Annotated in this window: 26 protein-coding genes, 1 tRNA gene and 1 pseudogene; 7 read left to right on the top strand and 21 right to left on the bottom strand. The window is 64.1% G+C overall.

All coding sequences use genetic code 11. The features are described from left to right. Positions 1 to 576 (top strand): annotated as a pseudogene (locus tag GVM20_RS02965) (ATP-binding protein); the annotation flags it as partial. A 19-nt stretch (positions 577 to 595) separates the two neighbouring features. On the opposite strand, the gene GVM20_RS02960 reads toward GVM20_RS02965, so the two are convergent. Both GVM20_RS02960 and GVM20_RS02955 read right to left on the bottom strand, forming a co-directional pair. After that, positions 596 to 1,615: a fatty acid desaturase gene (locus tag GVM20_RS02960; protein WP_166545789.1), complete on the bottom strand. Its 1,020-nt coding sequence runs from the start codon at positions 1,613 to 1,615 to the stop codon at positions 596 to 598. A gap of 248 nt (positions 1,616 to 1,863) precedes the next feature. Next, entirely contained in the window at positions 1,864 to 2,661 is a 798-nt protein-coding gene (locus tag GVM20_RS02955) for a transglutaminase-like domain-containing protein (RefSeq protein ID WP_166545788.1), read from the bottom strand. 229 nt (positions 2,662 to 2,890) lie between these two features. On the opposite strand from GVM20_RS02955, the gene GVM20_RS02950 reads away from it, so the two are divergent. Next, positions 2,891 to 3,439, top strand: a complete 549-nt coding sequence (locus tag GVM20_RS02950; protein WP_166545822.1) for a pseudouridine synthase — start codon at positions 2,891 to 2,893, stop codon at positions 3,437 to 3,439. A gap of 15 nt (positions 3,440 to 3,454) precedes the next feature. On the opposite strand, the gene GVM20_RS02945 is transcribed toward GVM20_RS02950, so the two are convergent. From GVM20_RS02945 to GVM20_RS02930, 4 genes are all read right to left on the bottom strand, one after another. After that, positions 3,455 to 4,600, bottom strand: a complete 1,146-nt coding sequence (locus GVM20_RS02945; RefSeq protein ID WP_166545787.1) for a cupin domain-containing protein — start codon at positions 4,598 to 4,600, stop codon at positions 3,455 to 3,457. Next, positions 4,601 to 4,930 carry a DUF6481 family protein gene (locus GVM20_RS02940; protein ID WP_166545786.1) on the bottom strand — a complete coding sequence of 110 codons (330 nt, stop codon included), beginning with the start codon at positions 4,928 to 4,930 and terminating at the stop codon, positions 4,601 to 4,603. It lies immediately after the preceding gene. 312 nt (positions 4,931 to 5,242) lie between these two features. Then, positions 5,243 to 6,037: an SDR family oxidoreductase gene (locus GVM20_RS02935; protein WP_166545785.1), complete on the bottom strand. Its 795-nt coding sequence runs from the start codon at positions 6,035 to 6,037 to the stop codon at positions 5,243 to 5,245. A gap of 10 nt (positions 6,038 to 6,047) precedes the next feature. After that, positions 6,048 to 6,821, bottom strand: coding sequence for an SDR family NAD(P)-dependent oxidoreductase (locus GVM20_RS02930; RefSeq protein ID WP_166545784.1), 774 nt, complete (start codon positions 6,819 to 6,821; stop codon positions 6,048 to 6,050). Between the two features lie 327 nt (positions 6,822 to 7,148). On the opposite strand from GVM20_RS02930, the gene chrA reads away from it, so the two are divergent. Next, positions 7,149 to 8,468 (top strand): chromate efflux transporter, encoded by a 1,320-nt coding sequence (chrA, locus tag GVM20_RS02925; RefSeq protein ID WP_199799409.1) that lies wholly within the window; start codon positions 7,149 to 7,151, stop codon positions 8,466 to 8,468. Here the strand turns inward: chrA and GVM20_RS02920 are convergent. From GVM20_RS02920 to GVM20_RS02870, 11 genes are all read right to left on the bottom strand, one after another. Further along, positions 8,465 to 9,268: a lipid II flippase family protein gene (locus tag GVM20_RS02920; protein WP_166545783.1), complete on the bottom strand. Its 804-nt coding sequence runs from the start codon at positions 9,266 to 9,268 to the stop codon at positions 8,465 to 8,467. The genes chrA and GVM20_RS02920 overlap by 4 nt on opposite strands. Before the next feature lie 16 nt (positions 9,269 to 9,284). Further along, positions 9,285 to 10,058: a sulfite exporter TauE/SafE family protein gene (locus GVM20_RS02915; RefSeq protein WP_166545782.1), complete on the bottom strand. Its 774-nt coding sequence runs from the start codon at positions 10,056 to 10,058 to the stop codon at positions 9,285 to 9,287. Between the two features lie 28 nt (positions 10,059 to 10,086). Then, the gene (locus GVM20_RS02910; RefSeq protein WP_166545781.1) at positions 10,087 to 12,528 is read right to left on the bottom strand and encodes a TonB-dependent receptor; all 2,442 of its coding nucleotides are present in this window, start codon (positions 12,526 to 12,528) and stop codon (positions 10,087 to 10,089) included. A gap of 87 nt (positions 12,529 to 12,615) precedes the next feature. Further along, positions 12,616 to 12,783 carry a YezD family protein gene (locus tag GVM20_RS02905; protein ID WP_166545780.1) on the bottom strand — a complete coding sequence of 56 codons (168 nt, stop codon included), beginning with the start codon at positions 12,781 to 12,783 and terminating at the stop codon, positions 12,616 to 12,618. 143 nt (positions 12,784 to 12,926) lie between these two features. Further along, positions 12,927 to 13,367 (bottom strand): RrF2 family transcriptional regulator, encoded by a 441-nt coding sequence (locus GVM20_RS02900; protein ID WP_166545779.1) that lies wholly within the window; start codon positions 13,365 to 13,367, stop codon positions 12,927 to 12,929. Between the two features lie 221 nt (positions 13,368 to 13,588). Then, positions 13,589 to 13,665, bottom strand: a tRNA-Met gene (locus GVM20_RS02895). A gap of 114 nt (positions 13,666 to 13,779) precedes the next feature. Next, positions 13,780 to 14,310 (bottom strand): 2'-5' RNA ligase family protein, encoded by a 531-nt coding sequence (locus GVM20_RS02890; protein WP_166545778.1) that lies wholly within the window; start codon positions 14,308 to 14,310, stop codon positions 13,780 to 13,782. 57 nt (positions 14,311 to 14,367) lie between these two features. Then, positions 14,368 to 15,324, bottom strand: coding sequence for an endolytic transglycosylase MltG (gene mltG / locus GVM20_RS02885; protein ID WP_166545777.1), 957 nt, complete (start codon positions 15,322 to 15,324; stop codon positions 14,368 to 14,370). Positions 15,325 to 15,334: 10 nt separating this feature from the next. Next, positions 15,335 to 16,594, bottom strand: a complete 1,260-nt coding sequence (gene fabF, locus GVM20_RS02880) for a beta-ketoacyl-ACP synthase II (RefSeq protein ID WP_166545776.1) — start codon at positions 16,592 to 16,594, stop codon at positions 15,335 to 15,337. Between the two features lie 179 nt (positions 16,595 to 16,773). Further along, positions 16,774 to 17,010 carry an acyl carrier protein gene (locus GVM20_RS02875; protein ID WP_017666217.1) on the bottom strand — a complete coding sequence of 79 codons (237 nt, stop codon included), beginning with the start codon at positions 17,008 to 17,010 and terminating at the stop codon, positions 16,774 to 16,776. Between the two features lie 81 nt (positions 17,011 to 17,091). Next, positions 17,092 to 18,072, bottom strand: a complete 981-nt coding sequence (locus tag GVM20_RS02870; protein WP_166545775.1) for a tetratricopeptide repeat protein — start codon at positions 18,070 to 18,072, stop codon at positions 17,092 to 17,094. Positions 18,073 to 18,191: 119 nt separating this feature from the next. Between GVM20_RS02870 and GVM20_RS02865 the strand changes: the two genes are divergently transcribed. Beyond that, the gene (locus GVM20_RS02865; protein WP_166545820.1) at positions 18,192 to 19,208 is read left to right on the top strand and encodes a histone deacetylase family protein; all 1,017 of its coding nucleotides are present in this window, start codon (positions 18,192 to 18,194) and stop codon (positions 19,206 to 19,208) included. Here the strand turns inward: GVM20_RS02865 and aspS are convergent. Further along, on the bottom strand, positions 19,205 to 20,998 hold the full coding sequence (aspS, locus tag GVM20_RS02860; RefSeq protein WP_166545774.1) for an aspartate--tRNA ligase: 1,794 nt from the start codon (positions 20,996 to 20,998) through the stop codon (positions 19,205 to 19,207). The genes GVM20_RS02865 and aspS overlap by 4 nt on opposite strands. Before the next feature lie 255 nt (positions 20,999 to 21,253). Between aspS and rnd the strand changes: the two genes are divergently transcribed. Next, on the top strand, positions 21,254 to 22,492 hold the full coding sequence (gene rnd / locus GVM20_RS02855; protein WP_166545773.1) for a ribonuclease D: 1,239 nt from the start codon (positions 21,254 to 21,256) through the stop codon (positions 22,490 to 22,492). A 9-nt stretch (positions 22,493 to 22,501) separates the two neighbouring features. Beyond that, entirely contained in the window at positions 22,502 to 23,398 is an 897-nt protein-coding gene (locus GVM20_RS02850) for a hydrogen peroxide-inducible genes activator (RefSeq protein ID WP_160760693.1), read from the top strand. Positions 23,399 to 23,411: 13 nt separating this feature from the next. Here the strand turns inward: GVM20_RS02850 and GVM20_RS02845 are convergent, their stop codons facing one another. Then, positions 23,412 to 23,753, bottom strand: coding sequence for a hypothetical protein (locus GVM20_RS02845; RefSeq protein ID WP_166545772.1), 342 nt, complete (start codon positions 23,751 to 23,753; stop codon positions 23,412 to 23,414). Positions 23,754 to 23,805: 52 nt separating this feature from the next. Next, positions 23,806 to 24,414, bottom strand: coding sequence for a CDP-diacylglycerol--glycerol-3-phosphate 3-phosphatidyltransferase (pgsA, locus tag GVM20_RS02840; RefSeq protein WP_166545771.1), 609 nt, complete (start codon positions 24,412 to 24,414; stop codon positions 23,806 to 23,808). A 163-nt stretch (positions 24,415 to 24,577) separates the two neighbouring features. Here pgsA and GVM20_RS02835 point away from each other — a divergent pair, with 163 nt between their 5' ends. Continuing rightward, positions 24,578 to 25,903 carry an MFS transporter gene (locus tag GVM20_RS02835; protein ID WP_166545770.1) on the top strand — a complete coding sequence of 442 codons (1,326 nt, stop codon included), beginning with the start codon at positions 24,578 to 24,580 and terminating at the stop codon, positions 25,901 to 25,903. Here the strand turns inward: GVM20_RS02835 and GVM20_RS02830 are convergent. Continuing rightward, a complete protein-coding gene (locus tag GVM20_RS02830) occupies positions 25,896 to 26,087 on the bottom strand; it encodes a hypothetical protein (protein ID WP_166545769.1) in 192 nt (63 codons plus the stop codon). The genes GVM20_RS02835 and GVM20_RS02830 overlap by 8 nt on opposite strands. Positions 26,088 to 26,144: the final 57 nt, after the last annotated feature.

The following is a 26,144-nucleotide window of genomic DNA, read 5'->3' as shown; positions in this document are numbered from 1 at the left end:
TTGCGCGCCGTGCCGCCCCTGCCGCCCGCGCCCAAGCCGTTGCCGACGACAGAGACTGCGCCTCCAGCTCCCAAGCCTTCTGCCCTGCCCCAGCCCGCCATGCCCGCGGCCAGCGCCGAGGATGTGGTCCGCGAACTGGCGCGCAGTGAAGGCGCGACCTTCCGCCCGGCCACGGCCCTGTTCCGCGATTTTGCGATCCGGTGCCGGCAGCAGGGTGTCGCCAGCGCGCAGGTCGACCTCGCGCGCTTCCGCCGCATGTTCGCCTGCGAAATCGGCGGGCTCGGTCGCCTCGAAGGCGCTCTGCGTGACAGGGTCGAGGCGATGATCGCAGGCGTCGATGACGATGTGCTCGCGCCCTATCTCGCCATGCTTGTCGCCGAGGTGCTGGGTGAGCCGATGCCGGACGAGGAAGAGCTCGCGCGGCTCTACGGCAGCTCCTCACCCAGCCGCATCCGCCGCCTGCTCGACCATCTTGAGCGCAGCGGATTGATCGTGGTGCGCGAGGAGTTCGGCGGGGAGCGGGTTATCACTGTCCCCGGCCTACCCGACTTTGAGGATACGACCAAAGCCGCCTGACGCAGCCGCGCCGCAGGGGTCAGCCCGCGGCAGCTTCCCGGAAGGTGACGAGCCTGCGCTTGTCCTCGTCCCAAAGCGTCAAAAGCAGCGGGCTGAGCGTTTGGGGCACCGTGAAGCGGTTGAGATCCCGCAGCTGCGGATGGGCCTTCAGCACCTCCTGCAAGCGGTAGAACGGGATGCGGCTCGCGAGGTGGTGGACATGGTGCACGCCGATATTGGCGGTGAACCAGCGCAGCGGCTGCGGCAGATCGAGGTGGGAACTCCCGCGCACCGCCGCCTCGTGGAAGGTCCAATCCTCACGCCGGTCCCAATGCGCATCCTCAAACTGGTGCTGGATGTAAAACAGATAGACGCCGGTCGAAGCCGCGATCAGCAGCGCCGGGAGCACCACCAGCAGCGTCGTCCCAAGCCCAAAGGCGTAGATCAGGCCAGCAAGGACACCAGCGGTTGCCAGATTGGTCGCCATCGAACTCACCCAGTAGATCGAGCCTTCTTTCATGAGACCAATCGGCAAGCGATGACGGATCAGGAACAGGTAGGCCGGGCCGACTCCCAAAAGGATCAATGGGTGGCGATAAGCGCGGTACAGAAAGCGTTGTAGCGGGCTGAGCGCCTGAAACTCTTTCACTGTCAGCGTGTCGACATCGCCAAATCCGCGAGCGTCGAGATTGCCGGTGTTGGCGTGGTGGAGCGTGTGCGACCGGCGCCAGCAATCATAGGGCGTGAAGGTCAGCACGCCGAGCGCGCGGCCGATCCAGTCGTTACCGGCCCGCTTGGTCAGGAAGGCGCCGTGCCCGCAATCATGCTGGATGATGAAAACCCGCAGCAGCAGCAGCCCCGCCACCGGCGCCAGGGCCAGCGCGACGTAATAGCCAGCGTCGATCGCGAACAGCATTCCGAGAATCACCGTGAGGAACGGAACCAGTGTGATCGCCAGCTCCCAGATGCTCCGCCCTGTGTGTGGCTTGATGAAGGGCTTGAGCTGCGAAACCAGCTTTCGCGGTTCCAGCGAAACAGCGTCCGCAGCGGCCGCGGACATAGGAGCGTGCATTAATTCTCTTCCCAACCCAATAACATTTCAGGACCTGATACAGGCATCTCTGCCAAACCACCAGTCTGCGCGATGCTAGCCAATGCAAGTATTCTGACGCAGCGCCCAGCGTGACGGAGCGACTGCTGCCTATGGTGCATGGCCAAGCATTGCGGGACCCTTAAGACCAGGCGCACCATGCGCTTCCCGGACGTCAAAACCGAGACAAGCGACCGCTTGGCACGCCTGAGGCCCGGTCAGTCGGCGGAAACAACCGGGCTGACTGCGGCGACGGTGACGTTCTGGCTGTTCATCTCCAGCGGTCCGAAGGCGGTCAGGAAGGCAACATCGCCAATATCGCGGCCCACCCCGATCAGGACCGTTTCACTCGCCGTGGCCATGTCGGTTGCATCAACCAGATGCCATTCCCCGTCGAGGAAGACTTCGACTACGGCGTGGAAATCCGGCGGGGACACGCCGAGCGCGTAAACGCTCGCGATCCGGGCCGGAATGTCCGCCGCGCGGGCGAAGGTGATCAACAGATGCGCGTAATCCCGGCAGATGCCCTCGCGGCCGTGGAAGGTGTCGACCGCCGTCGTATCCGAATTGCTGGAGCCCGGCACATAGGACAGGTGCCCGGCAATCCAGTCCCGCATTGCCGCAATCTTGGCACCGCCCTCCAGCGCGCCGAACTCGCTCTGCACCAGATCGACGAACTGGTTGGACGGGCAGTAGCGTGAGGGTAGCAGGTAGGGGACAGCCTCACCGGGCAAACGGTGAAACGGCACCGCCGAAAGCAGCGCATAATCGGCCGGACTGCGCTCGATTGTCACCGTGGCCTGATAGTCCACCACCATCCGCCCCGCCGTCCGAAGCCAGATGCGCTCACCGATGTGGTCCTGCGCCGCGACGCGGCCGAAATAGTCATGCGGCGTGACCGTGATGTGCGCCTGCTCAATCCGCTGCCCGGCAATCGCGGCCGCCTCCACTTGCAGCAGGACATCACAGGGCGCCTCGAACCAGTAATCCAGCTGCACGTTGATTTGGAGAGTCACGATCAGCGTTCCATTCGCAAAAAGATCCCGGCGGGTGCCACGGGGTATCCCGCAAGAACCTCGCCAGCCGGTGCATTGTTTCTGAAGTGATAGAAAGAATCAGCACGCCGCCAATCGCGTCTTGCGCGCACGGGCCATTACCGCACCGCAGGCTTGCAAGCCAGCCTGACTGCACGGTGCATAGCGGGGCTTGGAGACAAAGGCGCTGCCTGCGGATATAGGCCCCGGCATGGCCCGGCTGATCCTGTTCAACAAGCCCTTCGGGGTGCTGTCGCAATTCACCGATCGCGGGTCGGAGACGGTGCGTGCGACCCTGTCGGATTTCATCACGGTACCGGATGTCTATCCCGCCGGACGGCTAGACCGCGATAGCGAGGGGCTGCTGCTGTTATGCGATGATGGCCGATTGCAGGCGCGGATTGCCGACCCAAAGTTCAAGCTGCCCAAAACCTATCTGGTGCAAGTCGAAGGCGATCCGCAGGACGAGGCCTTGGCAGCCTTGCGCAATGGCGTCCGCCTCAAGGATGGAATGACCTTGCCCGCCGAAGTCGAGCGGATCGCTCCCCCCGAACTATGGCCGCGCAACCCGCCCATTCGCGAGCGCAAGTCGATCCCGGATAGTTGGCTGAAGCTCACAATCCGCGAAGGGCGCAACCGGCAGGTGCGCCGGATGACAGCGGCGGTGGGTCTGCCGACCTTGCGATTGGTGCGCTGGTCGATCGGTGACTGGACCGTGGCCGGGATTGCCCCCGGCGAATTCACCGAAGTCGCGGTCTAGTCAGCCGCGCAGGCGTTAGGCCTCGGCTTCGAAGGCGAGGCTGCCCGCGTTGACCAGCAACGCGATCACCTCCAACGTCGCAGGTACGCTGGCCGGCGACACCGCAAGCTCAGTCTCGGCACAGACCCGCTCGGCAAACCGAGCCGTGTCATCGCGGCACGCAATGCAGTGCCCGTCCGCGAACAGCAGCAGCGATGTGTCCGTCTCACGGATTAGCGAGAACCGGCTGGCAGGATTGCGCACCAGCGTCATGCCGGCGGCAAGCCGCTGCTGAACGTCATCCGCGTCTTCGGCATGTTCAGGACGCCAGTCGATTTCGGGGTTCTTGGGGGTTGTGTTGTATTGACCGAACCACCGGGCAAACCGGGTCTTGTCGAGCAGGGTCTCGGCAATCATGGCCTGCAACTGCGCAAGCGCTTCGGCACTGATTTCGCCGGGATTGTCCTGCTGCAACAGGTGCGGGTCACTGTAGCGGTCACTGTCCGACAGATCGGGGATCATGTCATCGGCCCAGGCCTCGATCAGTTCCGCACGCGAAGGGGCGCGAAAGCCGATCGAATAGGTCATGCAATCGTCCCCGATCGCCACGCCGCGATGGGCCACGCGCGGCGGGACGTAGAGCATGTCGCCGGGTTCGAGGATCCACTCCTCGGTCGCCTGAAAATCTGCGAGCAGGCGCAACCCGTCATGCGCCAGCAGCTCGGTATCATCATCGCACAGCGCGCCAAGTTCCCAGCGGCGGCGGCCGAGGCCCTGGACCAGAAACACGTCATAGTGATCGAAATGCGCGCCCACCCCGCCGCCATCGACCGCGTAGCTGACCATCACGTCATCGATCCGCCAATTGGGCACGAAGCGAAACGGATCGAGCAAGGCCGCAACGCTCGGCAAATGGTGATCGACTGATTGCACCAGCAACGTCCACGGATCACGGCCCGCCTTGGCAAACCGGCTTTCCGGCACGGGGCCATGCTCCAGTTCCCACGCATGATCGCGGCGCGTGATGATGCGCGATTCGACCAGCGGCTCACACGCGAGGCCTGCCAGCTCGTCCGGGTCGACCGGATTGGTCCAGCAGTCCCAAGCCGAGCGGATCAGCAGCGGTTTTTGTTGCCAGTAATCCTTCAGGAAGCCGGTAACGTCGAAGTTGCTAAGTTGCATTCACTTGCGGCTTTTGCGCGCAGCATAACGCGCATCGCGTGCCGCCTTCTGCTCGGCCTCGGACTTCTTGGGAGCGTCGGCCTTCTCGCTTTTGCGCAGCGCTTCGGCGCGCTTTTCCTCAAGCAGTCGCTGCTTTTCCTCGCGCAATTGCCGGGCTTTCTCGCTCTTTTCAGCGGCGAGCGCTTCGCGCTTTGCGCGGCGTTCAAGCCGTTCGGCCAATTCGGCAGCATCCGGCTGGGGCGCTGCCTTCATCTTTTCCAGAGCCTTGTCCTTTGCCCGGGAAGAGGCCGCAGCCCTGTCCTGAAAGCTCGGCTCTTTGAAACCTCTCATCGGTATTGTCTCCTGCCGGCTTGCCAATCGCAGCACGGCCAAATTGCATGACTACGGGAAAATCCCGGCGGTGGCGGTGTCTGCGGCGCCTGAGGGCAACCGGTCGTATCCGCGCCACAAAAACGCGTGGATCAAACGCTCACGGCTTGGCCCCTAGAGGAACATGGCCCGGATCAACAGGCCTGATCGAAGGTGAGCATGCAATATTGCTCTGTGCGTTAGGATATATGGCGCAGCGCCTACGGTGAGATGCCCGTCGCGCAACATCCGCAACCTTGCTGCAAACGTGGCGCTACAAGGCGTCCCGATCGCCTAGAAGGTCGACGTGCCGATCCCGCCATCCACCACCAGCGACTGGCCCGTGACGTAGCTCGCCTGCGCGCTGCAAAAAATCGCGACCAGCGCGCCCAGATCCTTGGCATCACCGAACCGCCCGGCCGGGAGACGCACCGCGCTGACGAAGGCGGCGACCTCCTCGTCATAGCTGCGCCCATTGGCGGCGGCGCGCGGTGCCAGAATGTCCTCGATCCCCGGCGTGTGGTGCATCCCCGGCAGCACCGAGTTGATCGTGACATTGTGCGGCGCGAGTTCCTTCGAGATCGCATGGCAATAATTCGCCAAGGCGGCGCGCGGCGGGCCGGACAACACCCGCATCGCGGCGGGATACTTGGCCGCTCCCGTACTGATATTGACGATCCGTCCCCAGCGCCGCGCCACCATCGGGCCGGTCACCGCCTTGATGTAATCTATCGGGCTCAAGAGCGCGGTGGCGACCGAGCGTTCGAAATCCTCGCGCGAAACCTCGCGAAAGTCGCCGGTAAAGGGCGGCGGCGCGCAAGTGGCGACCAATATGTCGGGATCGGGGATCGCGGAGAGGATCGCGGCCCGCCCCTCATCCGAGGCGTGATCGGCGACCAGCGGGTGGACCCTCGCGCCGGTCTCGGCGGCAATCGCCTTGCAGGTCGCTTCCAGCCGCTCGGCCCCGCGCGCGGAGATGAACACTTCCACCCCTTCGCGTGCCAGTGCCAGTGCCAGTGCCGCTCCATGACCCATCCCGGCGCTGCCGCCGTTCACCAGCGCTCTGCGCCCCGCAATGCCGAGATCCATGCCTGCCTCCTTATCGGCCGCCGGTGACGTAGAGGCACTGCCCCGTCACCCAGCTTGCCGCGGGCGAGGCCATGAAGACCACGGCGGCGGCGATATCCTCGGGGTCGCCATAGCGGCCCAGCGGGATGCCGATCATGCCGAGCAGCTTTTCGCGCTTCTCTTCGGTATCGGTGCCCATGCATTCATCGAAATTCTCGGTCGGCACCGGGCCGGGCGCGATGGCGTTGACCCTGATCTTGGGCGCCAGTTCAACCGAGAGTGTGCTTGTCAGACTGTTCACCGCCGCCTTGGCCGCGCCATAGGGCCCGTTCTTGACCTGCGGGCCGAAGGCCGAGCGTGATGAGATGTTGACGATTGCCCCGCCCCCCTCACCCATATGCCGAGCCGCCACGCTCGCGCCCATCCACACCGCTTTCAGGTTGAGCGCGATTTGCGCGTCGAAATTCTCCTCGGGCGTCCGGGTGAGATAGCGCGGCGTGGCATCGGGGATGCCGCCCGCATTGTTGACCCAAATGGTCAGCTTGCCGAATTGCGCGATGGTTGCCTCGGCCAAGCGTTCGAGCGCCGCGCCGTCGGTCGCATCGGTGGCCAGCGGCAGCGCGCGGCGGCCCAGAGCGGTGATCTCTCCCGCCACAGCGTCAAGATCAGCCTGCGTACGCGACGCGAGCACCACATCCGCGCCGGCTTCGGCCAAGGCAATCGCGATCGCCCGCCCGATACCCTTGCCCGCTCCGGTGACCACCGCCACCTCGCCATCGAGCCGAAACCGATCCAGAATCCCCATGAAACCCCCTGCGCTGCAAGCTGACAGCAAACCTACGGCCGCCACGGACAAGGAACACTGACGCTTCAAATAGGCGCACCGTGTGGATGGGCAGTGGGCGCCGTTGGCGGCGACATCGGAATGTCAGGAAGTCGCTACCGGCCATCCCGGACTTGTGGCCCAAAGTGGGAGGATTTGAGATTAGCGGGAGCTTGCTTGATCTCACCGATTTGAGCCGTTAGACCTTGTATACGCGGGGCGAAGCAACCTCCCGTTCAGGCCGAGAAAAGCCCAAGCGTTGCCTCGTAATCTTGCCTCATCGGGCAAGGTGCATTGTGCGAGGTTCACTTGGCGTCACTCGGTCTTACCCCTTCCATCACATTCACCGATCTGCTGCGGGTGTTCACCCGCATCGGCCTGCTCAGCTTTGGCGGGCCTGCGGGCCAGATCGCGCTGATGCACCGCGAGCTAGTCGAAGACCGCGCATGGATCAGCGAGGACGATTTCCTCCACGCGCTCAACTTCTGCCACTTGCTGCCCGGGCCCGAAGCGCAGCAGCTCGCCACGTGGATCGGGTGGCGGCTGCACGGGTGGCGCGGCGGGCTGGCGGCGGGGTTGCTGTTTGTCATCCCCGGCGCACTGATCATTCTGGCGCTGTCCGTGCTTTATGGGGTCGCGGCCAATCTCAGCTGGGTTGAGGCGCTGTTCCTCGGCGTGAAAGCGGCCGTTCTGGCGATTGTGGTCCAGGCGCTGCTGCGGATCGCGGGGCGCGCGCTGGACACCAAGTTGAAGCGCTCGCTGGCGATAGCGGCGTTTGTTGGGCTGTTTCTGTTTGATCTGCCATTCCCGCTGATCGTGCTGGGTTCAGGTGTCATTGGCATGGTGGTAGCGGCAAAGCGGCCCGATCTGCTGGCGCTCAAAGCGAGCAAATCGGGCGACGTGCTGCCGGAACGTCCCTGGCGCAGCACGGTCCTGTCGGTGGCAGTGTGGGGCGCCGTTTGGGCCGCGCCGATGGTGCTGATCGCGGTGATGCTGGGTCAGGATCACGTGCTGTGGGAGATTGGCACATTCTTCTCGCAATTGGCGATCGTCACCTTTGGCGGGGCCTATGCTGTGCTGGCCTATATGGCGCAGGAAGCGGTCCAGGGCTTCGGCTGGCTCCAGCCCGGCGAGATGGCCGACGGCTTGGGCCTTGCCGAGACCACGCCGGGACCGCTGATTCTGGTCACGCAATTCGTCGGCTACCTGGCGGCGTTCCGTGCGCCCGAGCCGTTTTCGCCCCTAGTGGCCGGACTGCTCGGCGCGGGGCTGACGACCTGGGTGACCTTTGCGCCGTGCTTCATGTGGATCTTCGCTTTTGCGCCGTGGATCGACCGGCTCGGCAATGCTGTGCGGCTTAAGGGCGGGCTGGCGGCGGTCACGGCAGCGGTTGTCGGCGTGATCGCCAACCTCACCGCTTGGTTCGCGCTGCATGTGCTGTTTGCCAGCGTCAGCCAGCGCCAATTCGGCCCGCTGCGGCTCTATTGGCCCGACCCGGCGAGCTTCGACTGGCGTGCGGGCGTGCTGGCAGCGATCGCTTGCGGGCTCGCGTTCGGTCTGAAATGGTCAGTGCTGCGCATTCTCGCGGTGTGTGCCGTGGGCGGATTGGCTTTAAGCCTGCCGCTTTAGAGCCACCCAGCCGCCCAGGCGATCACCACTGCGGCTGGCACCAGCAAAGCCTGCGCCACCAAGGTGCCAGCGAGGCGGCTCAGCGACACCCAGATCATGGCGCGTCGGAAGGTTGCTTCGCTGACGCTGCCATCAACCACATCGTCAGTCAGCGCCGAGATTTGCGGGTCGATCAGAGCGAACAGCAGGATCGTCGCAAAGCCGTTGACGATGGCGGTCATCTGCGAGGCGGTGACCCGGAACTCCGGTACGAGGTAACCGGCATAGAGCGAGGCCAGCACGCCCACCGCCAGCAAGCCTTGCGCCGCGGCATTGGCGATCAGCACCGGCCAGCTCACCCCGCGCGGGCCCTTGAGCGATCGCAGCGTGTCGGCAGAGGGGAGCGCAACCGAATCCCGGATCGTGCTGAGGCCAGCCGGCGTGATGCTCCTGAGCAGCAGGCGGGTGGTGGACCGGTTCACTTGAAAGAAGCCAATCGCGGCGGCGAACAGGCGCTGGAAGGTCGGCACCAGCACGATCCCGAGCGCCACGGCAGCCGCGGCGGAAAGCAGCACCAGCCGCAGGTCGAACAACAGGGCATCACCCGCGCCGTTCGCCAGCCCGGTCTCGATCCGCTTGGCAAGGAAAGGCCCGAGGAACCCGTTCGAGGTGCGCGACACCAGCAGCAGGACGTTGAAGAGCGCGAAGCTGAGCGCAATCCGCCCCGTGCGCACCCCGGCGATGCGCGCGGCATAGGCCAGCGCACCAATGAGGTTGATCACGCCGGTCAGCGCGCAAATAGCGATCAGTTCGGTGTCCATGCTGCTTCCCAAGGGCCTAGATGATCGGCCATGCCTTGATGATGCTGTAGCTGCTGGTCACAATCAGCACCACTGCCACCGCCAGCAGCAGTGTGCGCGGCTGAACGCGGTTGGCAAGGATCGCCCCGAACGGCGCGGCGATCACACCGCCGATGATCAGGCCGACGGTGATCGTCGTGAAGGCAGCAAAGCCGAGCGTGGCGATAAAGGCGATCGAGATCGACAAGGTCAGCAGGAACTCGGCGGAATTGACCGTGCCGATAATCTTCCGCGGATCGCCGCCCTGGATCATCAGGTTGGACGTGACCACCGGCCCCCACCCGCCCCCACCGGCCGCATCAAGGAACCCGCCAGCCAGCGCCAGCGGCCGGGTGTAACGCGGATCCTCGAACCGGGGCTTCGACATACGGATCGCGCGCCACAGCAGATAGAACCCGATCCCGGTGAGGTAGATCATCACAAAGGGCCGCGCCGCCGAGGCATCGATGCTCGACAGCAGATAGGCACCGCTCACCCCGCCTAGCACGCCGAAGGGGACCAGTCGCCAGAACAGCCCCCAATCGACATTCCGGTGCCAGATATGGCTCGCCCCCGATGCCCCGGTGGTGAACAGTTCGACCAGATGCACGCTGGCCGACGCCGTGGCGGCCGGCACCCCCAAGGCGCTAACCAGCAGGGTCTGGGTGATGACCCCGAAGGCCATACCCAGCGCTCCGTCGATCATCTGGGCCGCCATGCCGATGGCGATGAACGGCGCGATGTCGATCAGGAGCGAGGTGATGTCAGGCATGAGGCGGTCCTCTCTGCACGTGGCAGGGCTAGAAGGTAATCGCGGCGGTCGCGCCCCAGGTGCGCGGATCGCCCGGAAGCCCAGCGATCAGCCCGGTGTTGCCCGGGCCAACGAATAGCTGCTCGAAGTAGTCTTCGTCAAAGGCGTTCCTGACCCAGGCGAAGAGGTTGAACCCGTCGTCCGAGCGAAAGCCAATTCGGAAGTTGGACAGGGCGTAGCCCTCGACATTGGTGAAGGCCGACGGCGAAGGGTTGGAGGAGAAGCCCGAACGGTAGGAGCCGTCATAGCCGAGATAGACCTCGCCCGCCTTGCCGAGGAACTCGGTCGGCAGATTGCCCTCTGCCCCGAAGGAGAACGCCCACTTCGATACGCCCGGCAGCCGCTGCCCCGAGATATCGCAGTTGGCCGGGCTGATCCCGCCGGGGGTGCTTGGCGCGGACGGAGTTTGGCCGGCGCCCGCGATGGTGCCGCCCGCAAGCTCTGGCGGGCACGGCGCATCGACGAAGCGGACATATTTGGCATCGGTGTAAGCGCCGCTCGCATAGGCGGTGAAGCGTTGGCTCGGCCGGATCGAGAAGTCTGCCTCGATCCCCTGCGAGCGCACCTTGTCCGCATTGGCAAGGAACCCGCGCAGCACCCCGAACTGGCCGTTGTTCACGGTCGCCTGATAATCGCGGATGTCCGTGCGGAAGGCGGCAAGGTTCAGCGTTGCCTTGCGATCCCAGAATTGCGACTTGAGCCCCAGCTCGAAGTGATCGACTGTCTCGGGCCGGATCGTCCCTGCCGCCGCAATCGGCTGACCACTGGCGTCGGTCGGCAACCCGTTCTGGTTGATGCCGATGGTCTTGAAGCTCTTGGCATAGGTGCCATAGGCCAGCACATCGGGCGCGACTTCGTAGCTGAGCGTGAGGTCATAGGTGAGGTTCCAGTCGGTATCCTCAGGCGCGCTCACCTGCGGCTGGAACACCCCCAGCTGCGCACGGCTGCGGGCGTCAGTCTCGGTGCCGAGCAATTCCGTGCCTGCGCCGGTGAAGACGCGGCGCTGGTAGAAGCCCTTCTTCTTGTCGTAATTCACCCGCGCGCCCGGTTGAATGGTGAAGGCGTCGGTGACCTTCCAGCTGACCTGTCCGAACAGCGCCAGGCTGGTGCTCTCAAGGAACTGCGTGTTGCGCGCCGTCAGCCCGTTAAGCACGCTCGGATCGTTCGAGAGCGCATTATTCGGCGCAATGTTCCAGCGGCTTGCGGCGAGGCCCTGAGCCTCTGTCCCTTGGGTGTCGATGCGCTGATCGAAGGCGAAGGCGCCGAGCACGAAGTCAAACTTGTCGCCAGTGTAAGCGTAGCGGAACTCCTGCGTATACTGGTTCTGCTGCGAAGGGTTCTGCGACAGCGAGACAATCGGCAGGCCGGTGAAGTCGCGGTCATTCTCGGGCTTCCAGTCCCAGTAGCGCCATGCCGTCACCGAGGTGAAGGTGCCCGGCCCGATGTCCCACACCGCCCGGAGCGACGCGCCAGCGATCACGTTGCCGGCGTTGAGTTGCGAGTCCAGATCACTCAGGCGGTCGAACGGATTGGTGCTGGGCGGCGCATAATTTTGCGCGGCGGCCAGGGCGGCGAACTGGCGGTTGAGCGGACGCTGGGTCGTGCCGGTGCGGACGAACACCGAACCGCAGCAATTGGCGTCCTGCTTGTTGTAATCGCCCACCAGCGTGATTTTGAGATTGTCGGCCGCCTCCCACAGCACCTGCGCACGCACACCGAGGTTATCGAGGCTTTGGATGTCCTGCCCGGTGACAACGTTCCGGATCGTGCCGCGCCGTGAAGTGCCCGAGAAGGCCACGCGCGCCGCCACCCGCTCGGATAGCGGGCCTGAAACCGCAAGTCGTGCCTGCCGGAACTCGTAATTGCCAAGGCTGATTTCCGCCCGGCCTTCGAAATCGAAGCTCGGCTGGTTGGTGGTGATGTTGATGGCGCCTGCGGTGGTGTTCTTGCCGTAAAGCGTCCCCTGCGGCCCGCGCAGCACTTCGATCTGCGCCACATCGAGGAAGTCGAACGTGGCCGAGGCGACGCGCGAGTAATAGACATCGTCGACATAGATGCCGACGCCCTGTTCGAACCCGTCGCTCGTCAGACCGAAGGGCACGCCCAACCCGCGGATATTCACCGCGGTGTTGCGCGGGTTCGACGAATAGAACTGCAAGGTCGGGGCCAGCTGCTGGAGCCGGTTGACGTTGAACGCCCCGGTCTCGTCGAGCTGGCGGGCATCGATCACCGACACTGCGAGCGGGATATCCTGCGCGCTTTCGGAGCGGCGACGGGCGGTGACGATGATGTCATTGCTGTTCGGCTCCTCGGCGGTCTCGGCGGCTTCGGCAGGCGCTTGATCCTGGGCGAAGGCGGTAGAGGGTGCGGAAAGCAGCGCGGCCAGGCCTGCGCCGAGCAGGAGAGTGCTGCGGGTGGAAAACGGATACATGGTCTCGCCTTTGCAAGCGGGTATGCATCCGGTGGTCCGGTCTGCTGGTCCCTGTTGATGTTTGGTGGGGTTGGGTCACGGTGCCGATCAATCGGTCAGCCGCTTCCTTTCGGTCACGTCGATCTGCATGACCTTGCCGTCATGCACGGTCAGCTGGATCGCGCCGTAGCGCAAACGCCCGAGCGCCTCGCTGACCAGCGCCAGCGCGTCCGGCAGAACGCCACCTGCGCCAGATTGTTTTTCGTCACGGTCCATAAGTGGGCCTTTCGTTACACGGACTCGATCCGCAACGAAGCAATTAAACTCAAGTGTTTTGCTTGACAATAGGGTGACAGCGCAGATTTTCTGTCAGGCGATGAAAGGTGGGCTTTGTGCGCCGGGGCGAATGGCCGGGGTGGTCAGGCCTCGTCGCCGGTGAAGGCTGGCACCGGCGTGATGGGATCGGACAGCCGGATGCCATCAAGGATTTGCGCGGTCCGGTCGCGCACATCAAGCAGCAAGGCGCGTGTGCGGCACGCGCCTTCCTCCAGACAGTTCTTGCACTTCTCGTGGGCATAGCGACTGGCGCAAGGCACCAGCGCCAAGGACCCGCGCATATGCCGGATAAGATCGCCATAGGTGATATCGACCGGCGGGATTGCGAGCCAGTAGCCCCCGTCGCGCCCGCGCTGGGATTCAACCAGGCCCGCGCGGGTCAATTCCGACAGGATGACGGTGAGAAACTTTGCAGGAATATTCTGCGTGTCGGCAATCGCGGCTAGCTGGACCGGCCCCTCGCCAAAGTGATCAGCAAGGTGCTGCATCGCGCGTATGGCATAGCGGGTCTTCTGGGACAGCATCGCGCATTGTCTATCTGCCAAGTAGGCAAAACGGTCAAGTCACCCCGCACTGCAGACTTGCGCGCGTTGAGGGCAATGGGGCCGACTTCAGGTTGAAGGTATCTGGCAGGGAGATCTCAAGCAGTCGCCGGTCGAGGCACGAGCACGATAATGCCGATGAATGGCCGCCGGAAAAAAGCTGACGTAGCCACTTCTGATCCGGCCGATGTTGACGCTAGCAATGGTAGCGGAGGAGGGACTCGAACCCCCGACACGCGGATTATGATTCCGCTGCTCTAACCGGCTGAGCTACTCCGCCCCATGGGCATCCGGCGGTGTTTCGCAGCCGGATTCGGCGCCGGGTGTCGGCCCGGGCGAGGCGGGCACTTAGGGCGGGCGCGCTGCGGGGTCAAGCCCTGTTGGCGCGCTTGGCTCAGACCCGTTCGCGGCCCCGGAAAGCGCAGGTCTTGACCAGCTCCCACGGACCGCCGCGATAGTGCCACAGCTCCAGCGCGGGGAAGACGAAACGCCCCTTGCCGATCCATGGAGCAAGGTCGGGCGCTAGCGCCGCTTGTAACGCCCGCGCCTCGTCCTTGGTGACCTTGTTCTGGATCGTGATGTGCGGGCGTGGCTCGTGGAGGTCCTGAGATGTCAGGCTACCGTGGAAATGCTCGGCAATGAGCGCGCGCAGATCAAGCAGCTGCGGCGCATCCAATGCGATGGCGGTGCCCTTGCCCAGATCCATCACGCCCTTCACCGCACCCTCGGGAGCGGAAAATTCACGGGCCACCTTGGGCAGAAAGTCGCGCAGTTCCTCCAGCAGCGATGGTGCGAAGGCATGGAACAGGGTCACGTGGGTGTGGAGGTGGTTCTTCTCTGCGGGATAATGCGCCCGCCGCAGCCCTTCGGCAAAGCCTGCCAGATCGGGCGGCAGGGCCGCGGTCAGGATGAAGGGATTGGCCACCGGAGGGGTCTGCGGCGATAGCGATCCCGGATCAAGTCCGGGATGACGGGTGCGATGTCACATCTCGCCGCGTTGGCGGCGGATGGCGTACCACTTGGCAACATTGGCATTGTGTTCGGCAAGGGTGCTGGCGAACCAATGCCCGCCCGTGCCGTCGGCGACCATGAACAGCGCAGTCGTTTTCTCGGGGTTCACCACCGCCGCGATGCTGGCGCGGCCCGGGTTGGTGATCGGCCCTTCCGGAAGCCCGGTGCGGGTGTAGGTGTTGTAGCCATTGACCGCGCTGATCTCGGACTGTTTGATCCGGCGACCGAGCGGCTTGCCCTTGGTAATGGGGTAGATGATCGTCGGATCGGCTTGCAATTTCATACCGGTGCGCACGCGGTTGGAGTAGAGCCCCGCCACCATGCGGCGTTCTTCGGGCTTGCCGGTTTCCTTCTCGACGATCGAAGCGAGGATCAACGCATCGCGCATTGTATCGACCGCGATGCCGGGCGCGCGCTTGCCCCATTCTTCGGCGAGCGCCTTGTCCATCGCGGCCTGCATTTGCTCGACAAGGGCTTTGCGGGACTGGCCGCGTTCGAAGGCATAGGTATCGGGCAGGATCGAACCTTCGGGCGGCACGTCAACCGCGCCGGCGAGCAGCTCCTCGGCCATCAGCCGTTCCCAGACGAGGATCGAGGGCATGCCTTCGGGGATTGTCACGAAGCGGCGGATCACATCGCCCGACTGGAACGCGGCGAGGATGTCGCCCTGGCTCATGTCCGGGGTCAGCAGGAACTCGCCCGCCTGGATCGGGGTGTCTGAACCAAAGATGCGCGCTTGCAGGACAAAGCCCGAAGCCGAGGAGATCAGCCCCTCGGCTTCCAGCTTGTCTGCGACCGACGCCACTGAGGCGCCGGCGGGGATGGTGAAGCTGGTCTCCTTGGAGATCGTGGCCGACCCCAGAAAGACCCACGCCAGCACCACGGCTGCAAGGATGGCCCCGAGGCCCGCCAGGGCAAGCCGCAGCATCCTCACCGGATCAGTCGACCTTTTGCATGATGAGCGACGCGTTGGTGCCGCCAAAGCCGAAGCTGTTGTTCAGCACCGCGCGCACTTCACGCTTCTTGGCCACCAGCGGCACGAGATCGATGCCTTCGGTGCCTTCGTCGGGATCGTGGAGGTTGAGCGTCGGCGGGACGATCTGGTCACGCATCGCGAGGATGCAGAAGATCGCTTCGACCGCACCCGCGCCGCCCAGCAGGTGGCCGATCGCGCTCTTAGTCGAAGACATCGAAGCCCCGCCCAGCCCTTCGCCCAGCACGCGCTTGATCGCGGCGAGTTCGATGGTGTCGGCCATGGTCGAAGTGCCGTGGGCGTTGATGTAATCAATATCACCCGGCCCGAGACCCGCCTTCTTCAGCGCCATCCGCATCGCCAGTTCCGCGCCCTTGCCTTCGGGGTGCGGGGCGGTGACGTGATAGGCATCGCCCGACAGGCCATAGCCAGTGACTTCGGCATAGATCTTCGCGCCGCGCGCCTTGGCGCGTTCGTATTCCTCAAGCACAATCACGCCCGCGCCCTCACCCATGACGAAGCCGTCACGGTTGCGATCGTAGGGGCGGCTCGCTTCGGTCGGGCGGTCGTTCATGCTCATGTTGAGCGCGCGCGCCTGCGCGAAACCGGCGATGCCGAGCGGGTTGATGGTGCTTTCCGCCCCGCCCGCCAGCATGATGTCGGCATCGTCCGCCATGATCATCCGCGCCGCATCGCCAATCGAGTGCGCGCCGGTGGAACAAGCGGTGACGACCGCATGGTTCGGGCCCATGAATCCGTACTTGATCTGCACCTGACCGGTGATGAGATTGATCAACCGCCCGTGTACGAAGTGTGGACTGACCCGCGACGGCCCGCGTTCGTGGAGGTTGACGCTCTCGATCTCGATCCCCGGCAAGCCGCCGATGCCCGAACCGATCGAGCAGCCGGTGCGCTCCTTCTCGGCCTGGGTCATGTCGGTGAGGCCAGCGTCTTCCAACGCTTGGCCCGCCGCATCAATGCCATAGATGATGAAGGGATCGACCTGGCGCTGAACCTTGTGATCCACGCGCTTGTCGGGGTCGAAGCCCCAGGGGTGATCCTTGCCCTTCACCTCGCAGGCGATGGTGCACTTCTGGTTCGAGGCATCGAACCGGGTGATCTGGCCCGCCCCGCTCTTCCCCGCAATCAGGTTCGCCCATGTCGTTTCGACATCGGCTCCAAGCGGGGTGACGAGGCCAAGCCCGGTAACAACCACACGGCGCATTCGCGTTCTCCGATAAAGGGGCTGGCTTGCAAAAAGGCAACAGGCCCAACCCGCCTAGGGCTGAGCCTGTCTAAGCCCTGATCCGCGCCCCGGCAAATGGGTTGCCGGACAAATGCCCCGCCTTTTGCCGAACGGGCAAGGGGCTGGCAGGCGCGGACACCGGGGCGTCCTTGCGGGTGTTAGCCCTTGTGCTCTTCGATGTACTTGGTCGCGTCGCCGACGGTGGTGATCTTCTCGGCCGCATCGTCGGGGATTTCGACACCGAATTCCTCTTCGAAGGCCATCACCAGTTCGACGATGTCGAGGCTGTCCGCACCGAGATCATCGATGAAGCTCGCATCCTGAGTGACCTTGTCAGCTTCCACGCCGAGATGCTCGACGACAATCTTGGCCACCCGGTCGGCAGTATCGCTCATGGTATTCCCTCTTGAACTGGGGTTAGAATAAGTCGCCCCGCCCTAATGAACGGCGCGGACAAGCGCAAGTGGGGATGACAGTCAGCGTGACAGCGTGTCCTCATGCAATTGCCGCTGGGCCTCGGCGCGCAGCCGCGAAGCGATGCGAGCAAGGCCCTCGCGCGGTTCTGCCTTGCGCGGGCTGAGCGCCAGCGCCTCCTCGTAACGCTGGGTCGCGGTCTCCAACTCGCCCAGACGTTCCATGCACAGGCCGGTATTGAACAGGATGGTGACGCTATCGGGGTTGTTCGCGCTTAGGTCTGCGAAGACCGCGCAGGCCTCGGACACATCGGTCTTGGTCAAACGCAGCGCGGAGCGGAACAGGGCCTGATCCGGTTTGGTCATGCCATCGCGGCTTTCCAGCACGCGGATGTCCTCGTCCCGGAATTCGGGCGCAAGATCGCGGCGCACGGCTTTGGCAAAATCGCGTGCCAGTTCCTCAACCATCGAATCGACCGAAGGCGAGCCGTCTTCATCCTTGCAGAAACGGCGGCTGGTGGTGACCACGTCGCCCTTAGCATAGAGCAGTTCGCCTTCGCGCGACACCAGCCGCAGTTCCGGGCGCAGCGTCACATTCCGGGCGCGGCAAGGCACGTTGATCTTCTTCTTTTCGGTGCACTTGCCGCGGTCATCCTTGGTGACGCATTCTTCCACCTCCTTGGTGCCGCTGTCGGTATCGCGCCATTCGACCTCGGCGATGCCGCGCATCACCGCGTCCGCACCGCCGCGGTAAGCGGCCGGATCGGCATCGCGGTCATAGGTGTAGGTCGAGCCACGTGGGGGCTCGGCGAAGGTGAGATCGAACCACGGGCGGCCCTCGATCACCGCGCTGCGCAGTGCCGTGTCGATGGCAAAGGCGAGCCGTTCGCCGCCCCGTCCGGCAAAGCCCGCAATCGCGATTGAGCGCGCACGCGATGGCGCATCGGTCCCTGCCGCATAGATGCCTGCAACAGGGATCGTTTCAGCCTGCGCCGCCGCAGCGCAGAGCAGAGCACCTGCCCCAATGAACAATGTTAACCGCATGGCCTTCCCCCCTATCCGACCCCATCCGCGCGCGAACTTTGCAGGATTTTGCCGCGCAAACAAGCCGCCACGCGAGAGCCTTGCCAGCCGCCGCGCCGCTGTGCGAAGGCCTGCCGATCATGCTGACCTTCTGCTCCCCCGCCCAGAACGCCCACGCGCCCCTTGTCGAGCTCGTCAACGGGCAGGCGGAAGCGCACGCCGAAACCCCGGCGCGGCTTGCGAACATGCTTGCGGCGATGGGCACCGTGCGCGCGCCCGCCGATCACGGGATGGAGGCGATCCTTGCCGTGCATGATGCGGAATATCTCGCCTTTCTCCAATCCGCCCACGCGGCCTGGCTTGCGGCGGGGCGCAAAGGCGATGCCATCGGCTATGCCTTCCCCGTGCGCGGGCGGCGACCGCTGGCGCTGGAGCGTATCGACGGCAAGCTCGGGCAATATGGCTTCGACACAGTGACACCGATCGCGGCGGGCACGTGGGAGGCAGCTTACGGCGCGGCGCAATCGGCGATTGCTGCGGCCGAGGCGCTGGCGTCAGGCGAAACGCGGCACGTCTTCGCGCTTTGCCGTCCGCCCGGCCACCATGCAGGGGCGGACTATTTCGGAGGCTATTGTTACCTCAACAACGCCGCCATCGCCGCCCGCGCCGTCGCCGCGCGGCAGATGGGGCCGGTCGCAGTGCTCGATGTCGATTACCACCACGGCAACGGCACGCAGGACATCTTCTACGCGGACGGGAGCGTGTTCTTCGCCTCGATCCACGCCGATCCGCGCACCGATTTCCCCTATTTCTGGGGTCATGCCGAGGAACATGGCGCCGGCGAGGGCGAAGGAGCGAATCTCAATCTGCCGCTCCCGCGCGGGACGGACTGGGCGACCTATCAGGACGCGCTCGGCAAGGCGCTGGACGCGGTCGCGCGGTTCGGCGCGAAAACGCTCATCGTCAGCTACGGCGCGGACACCTTTGCCGAAGACCCTATCTCACAGTTCGCCCTGACGACCGACGATATGCAGGCCATGGGCGCGCGCATCGGGGCGCTCGGCCTGCCTACCGTCACGGTGATGGAAGGCGGCTACAACGTCGCGGCACTTGGCCGTAACGTTGCTGCTTTCATCGCCGGGTTGGAGGGTGCCTAGCCAGCGGTCGGCTTCGCCTGCGGCTCGACCACGCGCAGGTGCAGTTCCCGCAAGGAGCGCGGTTCAGCCGGGCTCGGCGCGCCCATCAGCAGATCTTCGGCGCGCTGGTTCATCGGGAAGAGCGAGATTTCGCGCAGGTTCTTGGCGCCGCACAACAGCATGACGATCCGGTCGACGCCAGCGGCCATGCCCCCGTGCGGCGGCGCACCGTACTGGAAGGCGCGGTACATCCCGCCGAAGCGCTCTTCCACGTCCGCCTTCGAAAGGCCGACCAGTTCGAACGCCTTGACCATGGTTTCCGGCATGTGGTTGCGGATCGAGCCCGACGCGATTTCAAAGCCATTGCAGACCAGATCGTACTGGAACGCCTTGATCGTCAGCGGATCCTGCCCGTTCAGCGCATCGATCCCGCCCTGCGGCATCGAGAAGGGGTTGTGGCTGAAATCGACCTTCTTTTCGTCCTCGTTCCATTCGTAGAACGGGAAATCGACAATCCAGCACAGCGCGAAGCGGCTTTCGTCGATCAGGCCCAATTCCTCACCCACGCGGATGCGCGCCGCACCTGCCAGCTTGGCAGCGTCGGCTTCCTTGCCCGCGGCGAAGAACAGCCCGTCATTCTCGCCAAGACCAAGCTCGGCATAGAGTTCGGCCATCCGGTCAGCGCCGTGGTTCTTGGCGATCGGGCCGCCGAACTCGCCGCCCTTGCGGGTGACATAGCCGAGACCGGCATAGCCTTCCTTGCGCGCCCAATCGTTCATGTCGTCAAAGAACTTGCGGCTCTTTTCGTGAGTGGCAGGCGCGGGGATGACGCGCACCACACCGCCGCCGCCGACAATCTTTTCGAACAGGCCGAAGCCCGACTGGGTGAAGTGCGACGACACATCGCTGATGATCAGCGGGTTGCGCAGATCGGGCTTGTCGCTGCCGTACTTGAGGATCGCCTCGTCATAAGGAATGCGCGGGAACTCACCGGCCGGGGTGACGCTCTTGTCGCCCGCAAATGCGGCGAAGGTGCCCTGGATCACGGGCTCCATCGTCTCCCACACTTCTTCCTGCGTCACGAAGCTCATTTCAAGGTCGAGCTGGTAAAACTCGCCCGGCAGACGGTCAGCACGGGGGTCTTCGTCCCGGAAGCAGGGGGCGATCTGGAAATAGCGGTCGAAACCGGCGACCATCAGCAGCTGCTTGTACTGCTGCGGGGCCTGCGGAAGCGCGTAGAACTTGCCCGCGTGGATACGGCTCGGTACCAAAAAGTCGCGCGCGCCCTCAGGCGAGGACGCGGTGAGGATCGGGGTCGAGAACTCGTTAAAGCCCACCGCGCCCATCCGCTGCCGCATATCGGCGATCACCGCCACGCGGGTCATGATGTTCTTGTGCAGCGTCTCGCGGCGCAGATCGAGGAAGCGGTACTTGAGGCGGATGTCCTCAGGGTAAGGCTGTTCGTCGGCCACGGGCAAAGGCAGTTCTTCCGCGGTGCTCAGCACGGTGATTTGCCGCGCATACACCTCGACCTCACCCGTAGCGAGGCGGGGGTTCACCGTCTCGGCCGAGCGCGCCTTGACGTTGCCTTCGATGGTGATGACCGATTCCACCCGCAGCCGGTCCAGCACCGCCAGCGCGGGCGAATCTGCATCGGCGACAATCTGGGTGATGCCGTAATGATCGCGCAGGTCGACAAACAGCAACCCGCCGAAATCGCGCTTGCGATGCACCCAGCCCGACAGGCGGACGGTCTCGCCAACATGAGCGGAGGTAAGCTGTGCGCAGGTATGCGTGCGATAGGGGTGCATTTTTTGACTGTCCGACACTGTAAGGATTGCGAAGGCGCGCCTCTAAGCGAGCGGGCGGCACAAATCCAGTGGGGGATGCACAAGCACACCAGGCCAGCCGCGCCCGCCGTGATCTGTGGGCATCACGGCCCCGCCTCTAAACTCTTTTCCATTTTGACTGTATCAGAGTAAGCGCGCTGCGGCTTTGGCAGCGTCCAATGTGATGGGGCACGACCCCGAGGGCGGCACTCCGCTCGCTAACCGCGAAAAGATGACATGAAAATCCATCCGCTGATTACCACCACCGAGGCCCTCTCCGACCTCTGCGACCGTCTCGCCAAGTCCGAATTTGTCGCGGTCGACACCGAATTCATGCGCGAGAACACCTATTGGCCCGAACTGTGCCTGGTGCAGATCGCCAACACCGAAGAAGCCGCCGCGATCGATCCGATGGCGCCGGGCATTGATCTGAAGCCGCTGCTCGATCTGATGTGCGACAATGAAGACGTGCTCAAGGTCTTCCACGCCGGGTCGCAGGATGTCGAAATCATCGTCAACCTGACGCAGCGGACCCCGCATCCGATCTTCGACACCCAGATTGCGATGATGGCAATCAGCCAGTCGGAACAGATCGGCTATGCCAATCTGGTCGAAACCTGGATGGGCCTCACCATCGACAAGGGTGCGCGCTTTACCGATTGGAGCCGCCGCCCGCTCAGCGACCGTCAGATCGAATATGCCATCGGCGACGTGACGCACCTCGCCACGATCTTCCCGCGCATTCTGAAAAAGCTGATCAAGACCGGGCGCGGGCTGTGGCTGGACGCCGAGATGGAAAAGCTCGCCGATCCGTCGAACTACATCACCGATCCGGGTCAGGCGTGGAAGCGCATCCGCCAGCCGGGCCGCAATCCGCTGGTGCTCGGCCGGATGAAGGCGCTCGCCGGATGGCGCGAGAGCGAAGCGCAGCACAAGAACATTCCCCGCGGGCGGATCATGCGTGACGAAACGCTGGCCGACATCGCCAGCCACCCGCCCAAGACGCAGGCCGATCTGGCCAAGGTGCGCGGCCTTTCGGCAGCATGGCGCGACAATGACATCGGCAAGCGGTTGATGAAGATCCTCGCCGACGCCGAACCCCTGCCCAAGGACGAGATGCCCGAGAAGATCAAGCAGGGCGCCCCGCTGGGCAAGGAAGGCGCGTTGGTGGCCGATCTGCTCAAGCTGCTGCTGAAAATTCGTGCCCGCGAAATCGATGTCGCCCCGCGCCTGCTTACCCGCGCTGACGAGATGGAGGCGCTGGCCGCCGGCGCGCGCGATCTGCCGGTGCTACAAGGCTGGCGGTTCGAGGTGTTCGGCAAGGACGCGCTCGATCTGGTCGAAGGCAAGCTCGCCTTCGCCGTGGAGCGCGGCAAGCTGAAGATGACGCATATCGACGATGTGATCGTCGTGGCCACAGAACCAGAGCCTGCCGCTGAGCACGCAGCCGATCCCGATACGCTGGCGGCGGAGTAACCCGCGCCAGTGTCCACCTACCTGCCCACCATCAAGCAGCTGCAATATCTCGTAGCGCTTCACGAACACGGACATTTCGGCAAAGCCGCCGATGCCAGCTTCGTGTCGCAGTCGACGCTGTCGGCGGGCCTGCGCGAGCTGGAATCGCTGCTGGGCGTGACACTGGTCGAACGCTCGCGCCGCGTGGTGCGCTTTACCGCGCTGGGCGAACAGGTGGTCGCCAAGGCCAACCGCCTGCTGCGCGAAGCCGAGGAACTGGCCGATCTGGTGCAGGCCTCGGGCAAGCCGCTCTCGGGCGAGTTGCGCATGAGCGTGATCCCGACCATCGCGCCTTTCCTGCTGCCCCGGATGCTCCCGCGCCTCAAGCGCGAGCGGCCCGACCTCAAGCTGCTGTTGCGCGAAGAGACGAGTCACGACGCGCTCGAATCGCTCAATCATGGGCGGGTCGATTGCGTGTTGCTTGCCCTGCCCTTCGACACCGGCGATGCGGCGATTGCCCATATTTCCGACGACCGCCTGTTCATCGCCTTTCCGAAGGACGACCCGCGCGATCCGCCTGCCAGTATCAAGCCGGACATGATCGACCAGGGCCGCCTCCTGCTGCTGGAAGACGGGCATTGCCTCCGCGATCACGCGCTAGCCGCCTGCAACCGCGCCGAACTGCGCGCGAGCGCGGCCATGATCGGCACAAGCCTGCACACGCTCGTACAACTGGTCGACAACGACCTCGGTTTGACCATGTTACCGGAGATGGCGCTGAAGGCGGGCATTCTCGCCGGAACGCAAGTGGTCGCACGGCCCGTCGACAGCCCCACCGCCAAACGCGAGATCGTGCTCGCCTGGCGCAAGAACTCCCCGCGCGAGAGCGATTTCCAACTGCTGGCCGAGGAACTGCGCGCTGGCTAGCCGCCGGCTGCGGTCAGCACTCCACCAGCGCGAGGCTCATGGCGAGGCTGGCGCCCAGCGCCACCCGCACCCGCCGTGCAGGCAAAGCGAATCGCTGCCGCCGTGGCTGCGCCTTGGCCTCTGTCTCGGCCGCTTGCACGGTCAGCCCCAGCAGCCGGTCGGCCTGTCGGACTTCGATAGCGTCAACCAGATCGTGGACATCCTCGGCCAGCAGTTCGGCATCGCCGATCAGCGCCGCCGCGCGGGCGTAATCCCCTTGCGCGATCGCATTGCGCGCCTCGCTCTGGAGCTTGCGCGCATGGTCCGCCAATTGTCCGACATATGCGCCCGGTAAGCGCGTTGTATCCGATCCCATGAGACGGTTGTAACCCAATATCCGGCAGCTGCGCCAGACAGAATCAATCGAATTAATCCATATGCTTGAGGCCGACCCGCAGGTAATCCCACCCTGTCACGCATGTCAGCACTGCGGCAGTCCACAGACTGACCAGCCCGATCAGATGCACCCAGCTTTCGGCGATCGTGCCGCAGCCTTCAAACACCGACTGACACGGCTGCCCATGCACCGCGCCGCCCAGGATCAGCGCGCCCAATGAGACAAGCTGGAATGTCGTCTTCCACTTGGCGAGCTTCGACACCGGCATCGAGACCTGAAGCCCGCCCAGAAATTCGCGCAGGCCCGAGACGGCAATCTCGCGGATCAGAATGATCAGCCCGGCGATCACATGGACATCACCCGCATAGGGCCCGCGCAGATAGCCTTGCGCCGTCAGCACCAGAATGACTGCGGCCACCATGATCTTGTCCGCAATCGGATCGAGGAAGGTGCCCATCTTCGACACCGTGCCCTGCGCGCGGGCGAGGTAGCCATCGAGATAATCGGTCAGCGCAATGATGCAGTACAGCCCGAAGCCGATCAGATAGCCCAGCCGCCATTCCGGCCACCACAGGAAGAACGCCAGCAGCGGCACCGCAAAGATGCGCGAGAGCGTGAGGATATTGGGAAGGCTCGACATGACTGATCCCCGCTCTAGCGCGGCACGACCTGCTGCAAAACCCCTCGTCCCGACTTCCCCCACATTGATGCAGTCAGGGACGCGCTCCCCTTGCGCTCTTGTGAAAGCCTGCACGCCCGCTATGTCGCGGTAACTCACAAGGAAGCGCCAGCGTAACCATCGCATGACCACATCGACACACCTGATGCGCCAGCGGCGATTTCTGCCGCTGTTCCTGACCCAGTTGCTCAACGCGCTGAACGACAATCTCTACAAGAACGCGATGGTGCTGTTCGTGGTCTATCAGGTCTACGATTCGCCCGAGATGGAGACGCTGATCAGCGGCGTTGCCACCGCGCTATTCGTGCTGCCCTTCGTGCTGTTCTCGGCCACCGCGGGCCAGCTCGCCGATATGCGCGACAAGACCAAGATCATCCGCTGGATCAAGTTTGCCGAAATCCTCATCATGAGCGTCGGCGCCACAGGTCTGCTACTGGCATCGCGCGGAATGCAGATCGAAAGCCTCGCAATTCCGCTGATGTTCGTCGCGTTGTTTGCGATGGGGGTGCACTCAACCTTCTTCGGTCCGATCAAATACGCGATCCTGCCGCAGCACCTCCACAAGGATGAGGTGCTGGCTGGCACCGGTCTGGTGGAGGCCGGCACTTACGTCGCGATCCTCGTCGGCATGATGCTGGGCGGCGCGATGCCGATCATGTATTCGATTGTTGGCGTGATCGTGATTGCGGTGATCGGCTATGTCACCTGCCGCTGGGTGCCGCCCGCGCCTGCCCAGAGCGACGAAAACACAGTCGACTGGAACCCGATCCGCGCCTCGCGCGATCTTATCGCCTTTTCGATGGGCAATCTGGAACTGCGCTATTCGGTGCTGGCGATCAGCTACTTCTGGGCGATTGCCGCGATCCTTTCGGTACAATTTATCCCGCTAGCCAAGAACGTGCTGCTGGCGGACAAGCAGGTCGCAGCCGTGCTTCTGGTGGCGTTCTCGGCCGGGATTGCCATCGGCTCGGTGTCGATCAATGCCCTGCTGAAAGGCGACATCTCGGCCCGCTACTCCGCGCGCTCGGTGCTGGTGCTGGGCGTGCTCTTGATCGCCTTTTACGGTGTGTGCCGGATGTGGAACCTTCAGCCGCAAGGCGAACTCTTCACCGTGTGGGAATTCCTCGCTCAGCCGCTGGCGCTGGTGCTGACCTTCAATCTGCTGCTGATTGCGGTGGCAGGCGGGATGTTCGTGGTGCCGCTTTACGCCTTCCTCACCACGCGGGTCGACAAGTCGGAGGCCTCGCGCTCGGTCGCGGCCAACAACTTCATTTCCTCGATCTTCATGGTGATCGGCGCAGGCGTTGCCGGTGCGCTGGGGTTCTTCGGCATTCCGCTTGAAGAACAGCTGTTGCTGAGCCTGATCCTGTGCGTGTTCTCGGCCCAGCTTGCGCGCAAGCTGCACGCCACCGAAGCGCTGCGTGACGCAGAAGGTGACGCCGTCAGATAATGAAGGCGAAAATTGCGAGCGTCATGGCCACGTACGTGCTGGCGACGCCGCGCACATCGGCAAGGGTCAACCGCCACAAGGCCTCGGCCGGGATCGGGATCAGATCGCGCTTCACATGCGGCGGCAGGCTCGCCCGGAACCAGTGGCGGGCGGTCTCGTCAGTGAGAACCAGGCTGCGGCGCATGTACGACTCTCCCGTGGCAGGAAGGCCAGCTTTAAGACTTTCTTAACCATTGGAAAC

It is taken from the genome of Porphyrobacter sp. SLTP, from assembly GCF_009905735.1.
In the GTDB taxonomy this organism is placed as follows: Bacteria; Pseudomonadota; Alphaproteobacteria; order Sphingomonadales; family Sphingomonadaceae; genus Erythrobacter.
The sequence above is the reverse complement of the archived record's forward strand: the minus strand, read 5'-3'. Positions and strand labels throughout refer to the sequence as shown.

Excerpts from the sequence above, each read along its gene's own strand:
- rnd (WP_166545773.1), top strand. The coding sequence starts at position 21,254 with ATGAAAATCCATCCGCTGATTACCACCACCGAGGCCCTCTCCGACCTC.
- fabF (WP_166545776.1), bottom strand. The coding sequence starts at position 16,594 with ATGCGCCGTGTGGTTGTTACCGGGCTTGGCCTCGTCACCCCGCTTGGA.
- GVM20_RS02910 (WP_166545781.1), bottom strand. The coding sequence starts at position 12,528 with ATGTATCCGTTTTCCACCCGCAGCACTCTCCTGCTCGGCGCAGGCCTG.
- GVM20_RS02940 (WP_166545786.1), bottom strand. The coding sequence starts at position 4,930 with ATGAGAGGTTTCAAAGAGCCGAGCTTTCAGGACAGGGCTGCGGCCTCT.
- GVM20_RS02870 (WP_166545775.1), bottom strand. The coding sequence starts at position 18,072 with ATGCGGTTAACATTGTTCATTGGGGCAGGTGCTCTGCTCTGCGCTGCG.
- GVM20_RS02930 (WP_166545784.1), bottom strand. The coding sequence starts at position 6,821 with ATGGGGATTCTGGATCGGTTTCGGCTCGATGGCGAGGTGGCGGTGGTC.
- GVM20_RS02845 (WP_166545772.1), bottom strand. The coding sequence starts at position 23,753 with ATGGGATCGGATACAACGCGCTTACCGGGCGCATATGTCGGACAATTG.
- GVM20_RS02900 (WP_166545779.1), bottom strand. The coding sequence starts at position 13,367 with ATGCTGTCCCAGAAGACCCGCTATGCCATACGCGCGATGCAGCACCTT.
- GVM20_RS02835 (WP_166545770.1), top strand. The coding sequence starts at position 24,578 with ATGACCACATCGACACACCTGATGCGCCAGCGGCGATTTCTGCCGCTG.
- GVM20_RS02830 (WP_166545769.1), bottom strand. The coding sequence starts at position 26,087 with ATGCGCCGCAGCCTGGTTCTCACTGACGAGACCGCCCGCCACTGGTTC.
- GVM20_RS02915 (WP_166545782.1), bottom strand. The coding sequence starts at position 10,058 with ATGCCTGACATCACCTCGCTCCTGATCGACATCGCGCCGTTCATCGCC.
- mltG (WP_166545777.1), bottom strand. The coding sequence starts at position 15,324 with ATGCTGCGGCTTGCCCTGGCGGGCCTCGGGGCCATCCTTGCAGCCGTG.
- GVM20_RS02905 (WP_166545780.1), bottom strand. The coding sequence starts at position 12,783 with ATGGACCGTGACGAAAAACAATCTGGCGCAGGTGGCGTTCTGCCGGAC.
- GVM20_RS02875 (WP_017666217.1), bottom strand. The coding sequence starts at position 17,010 with ATGAGCGATACTGCCGACCGGGTGGCCAAGATTGTCGTCGAGCATCTC.
- aspS (WP_166545774.1), bottom strand. The coding sequence starts at position 20,998 with ATGCACCCCTATCGCACGCATACCTGCGCACAGCTTACCTCCGCTCAT.
- pgsA (WP_166545771.1), bottom strand. The coding sequence starts at position 24,414 with ATGTCGAGCCTTCCCAATATCCTCACGCTCTCGCGCATCTTTGCGGTG.
- GVM20_RS02935 (WP_166545785.1), bottom strand. The coding sequence starts at position 6,037 with ATGGATCTCGGCATTGCGGGGCGCAGAGCGCTGGTGAACGGCGGCAGC.
- GVM20_RS02950 (WP_166545822.1), top strand. The coding sequence starts at position 2,891 with ATGGCCCGGCTGATCCTGTTCAACAAGCCCTTCGGGGTGCTGTCGCAA.
- GVM20_RS02865 (WP_166545820.1), top strand. The coding sequence starts at position 18,192 with ATGCTGACCTTCTGCTCCCCCGCCCAGAACGCCCACGCGCCCCTTGTC.
- GVM20_RS02945 (WP_166545787.1), bottom strand. The coding sequence starts at position 4,600 with ATGCAACTTAGCAACTTCGACGTTACCGGCTTCCTGAAGGATTACTGG.
- GVM20_RS02920 (WP_166545783.1), bottom strand. The coding sequence starts at position 9,268 with ATGGACACCGAACTGATCGCTATTTGCGCGCTGACCGGCGTGATCAAC.
- GVM20_RS02960 (WP_166545789.1), bottom strand. The coding sequence starts at position 1,615 with ATGTCCGCGGCCGCTGCGGACGCTGTTTCGCTGGAACCGCGAAAGCTG.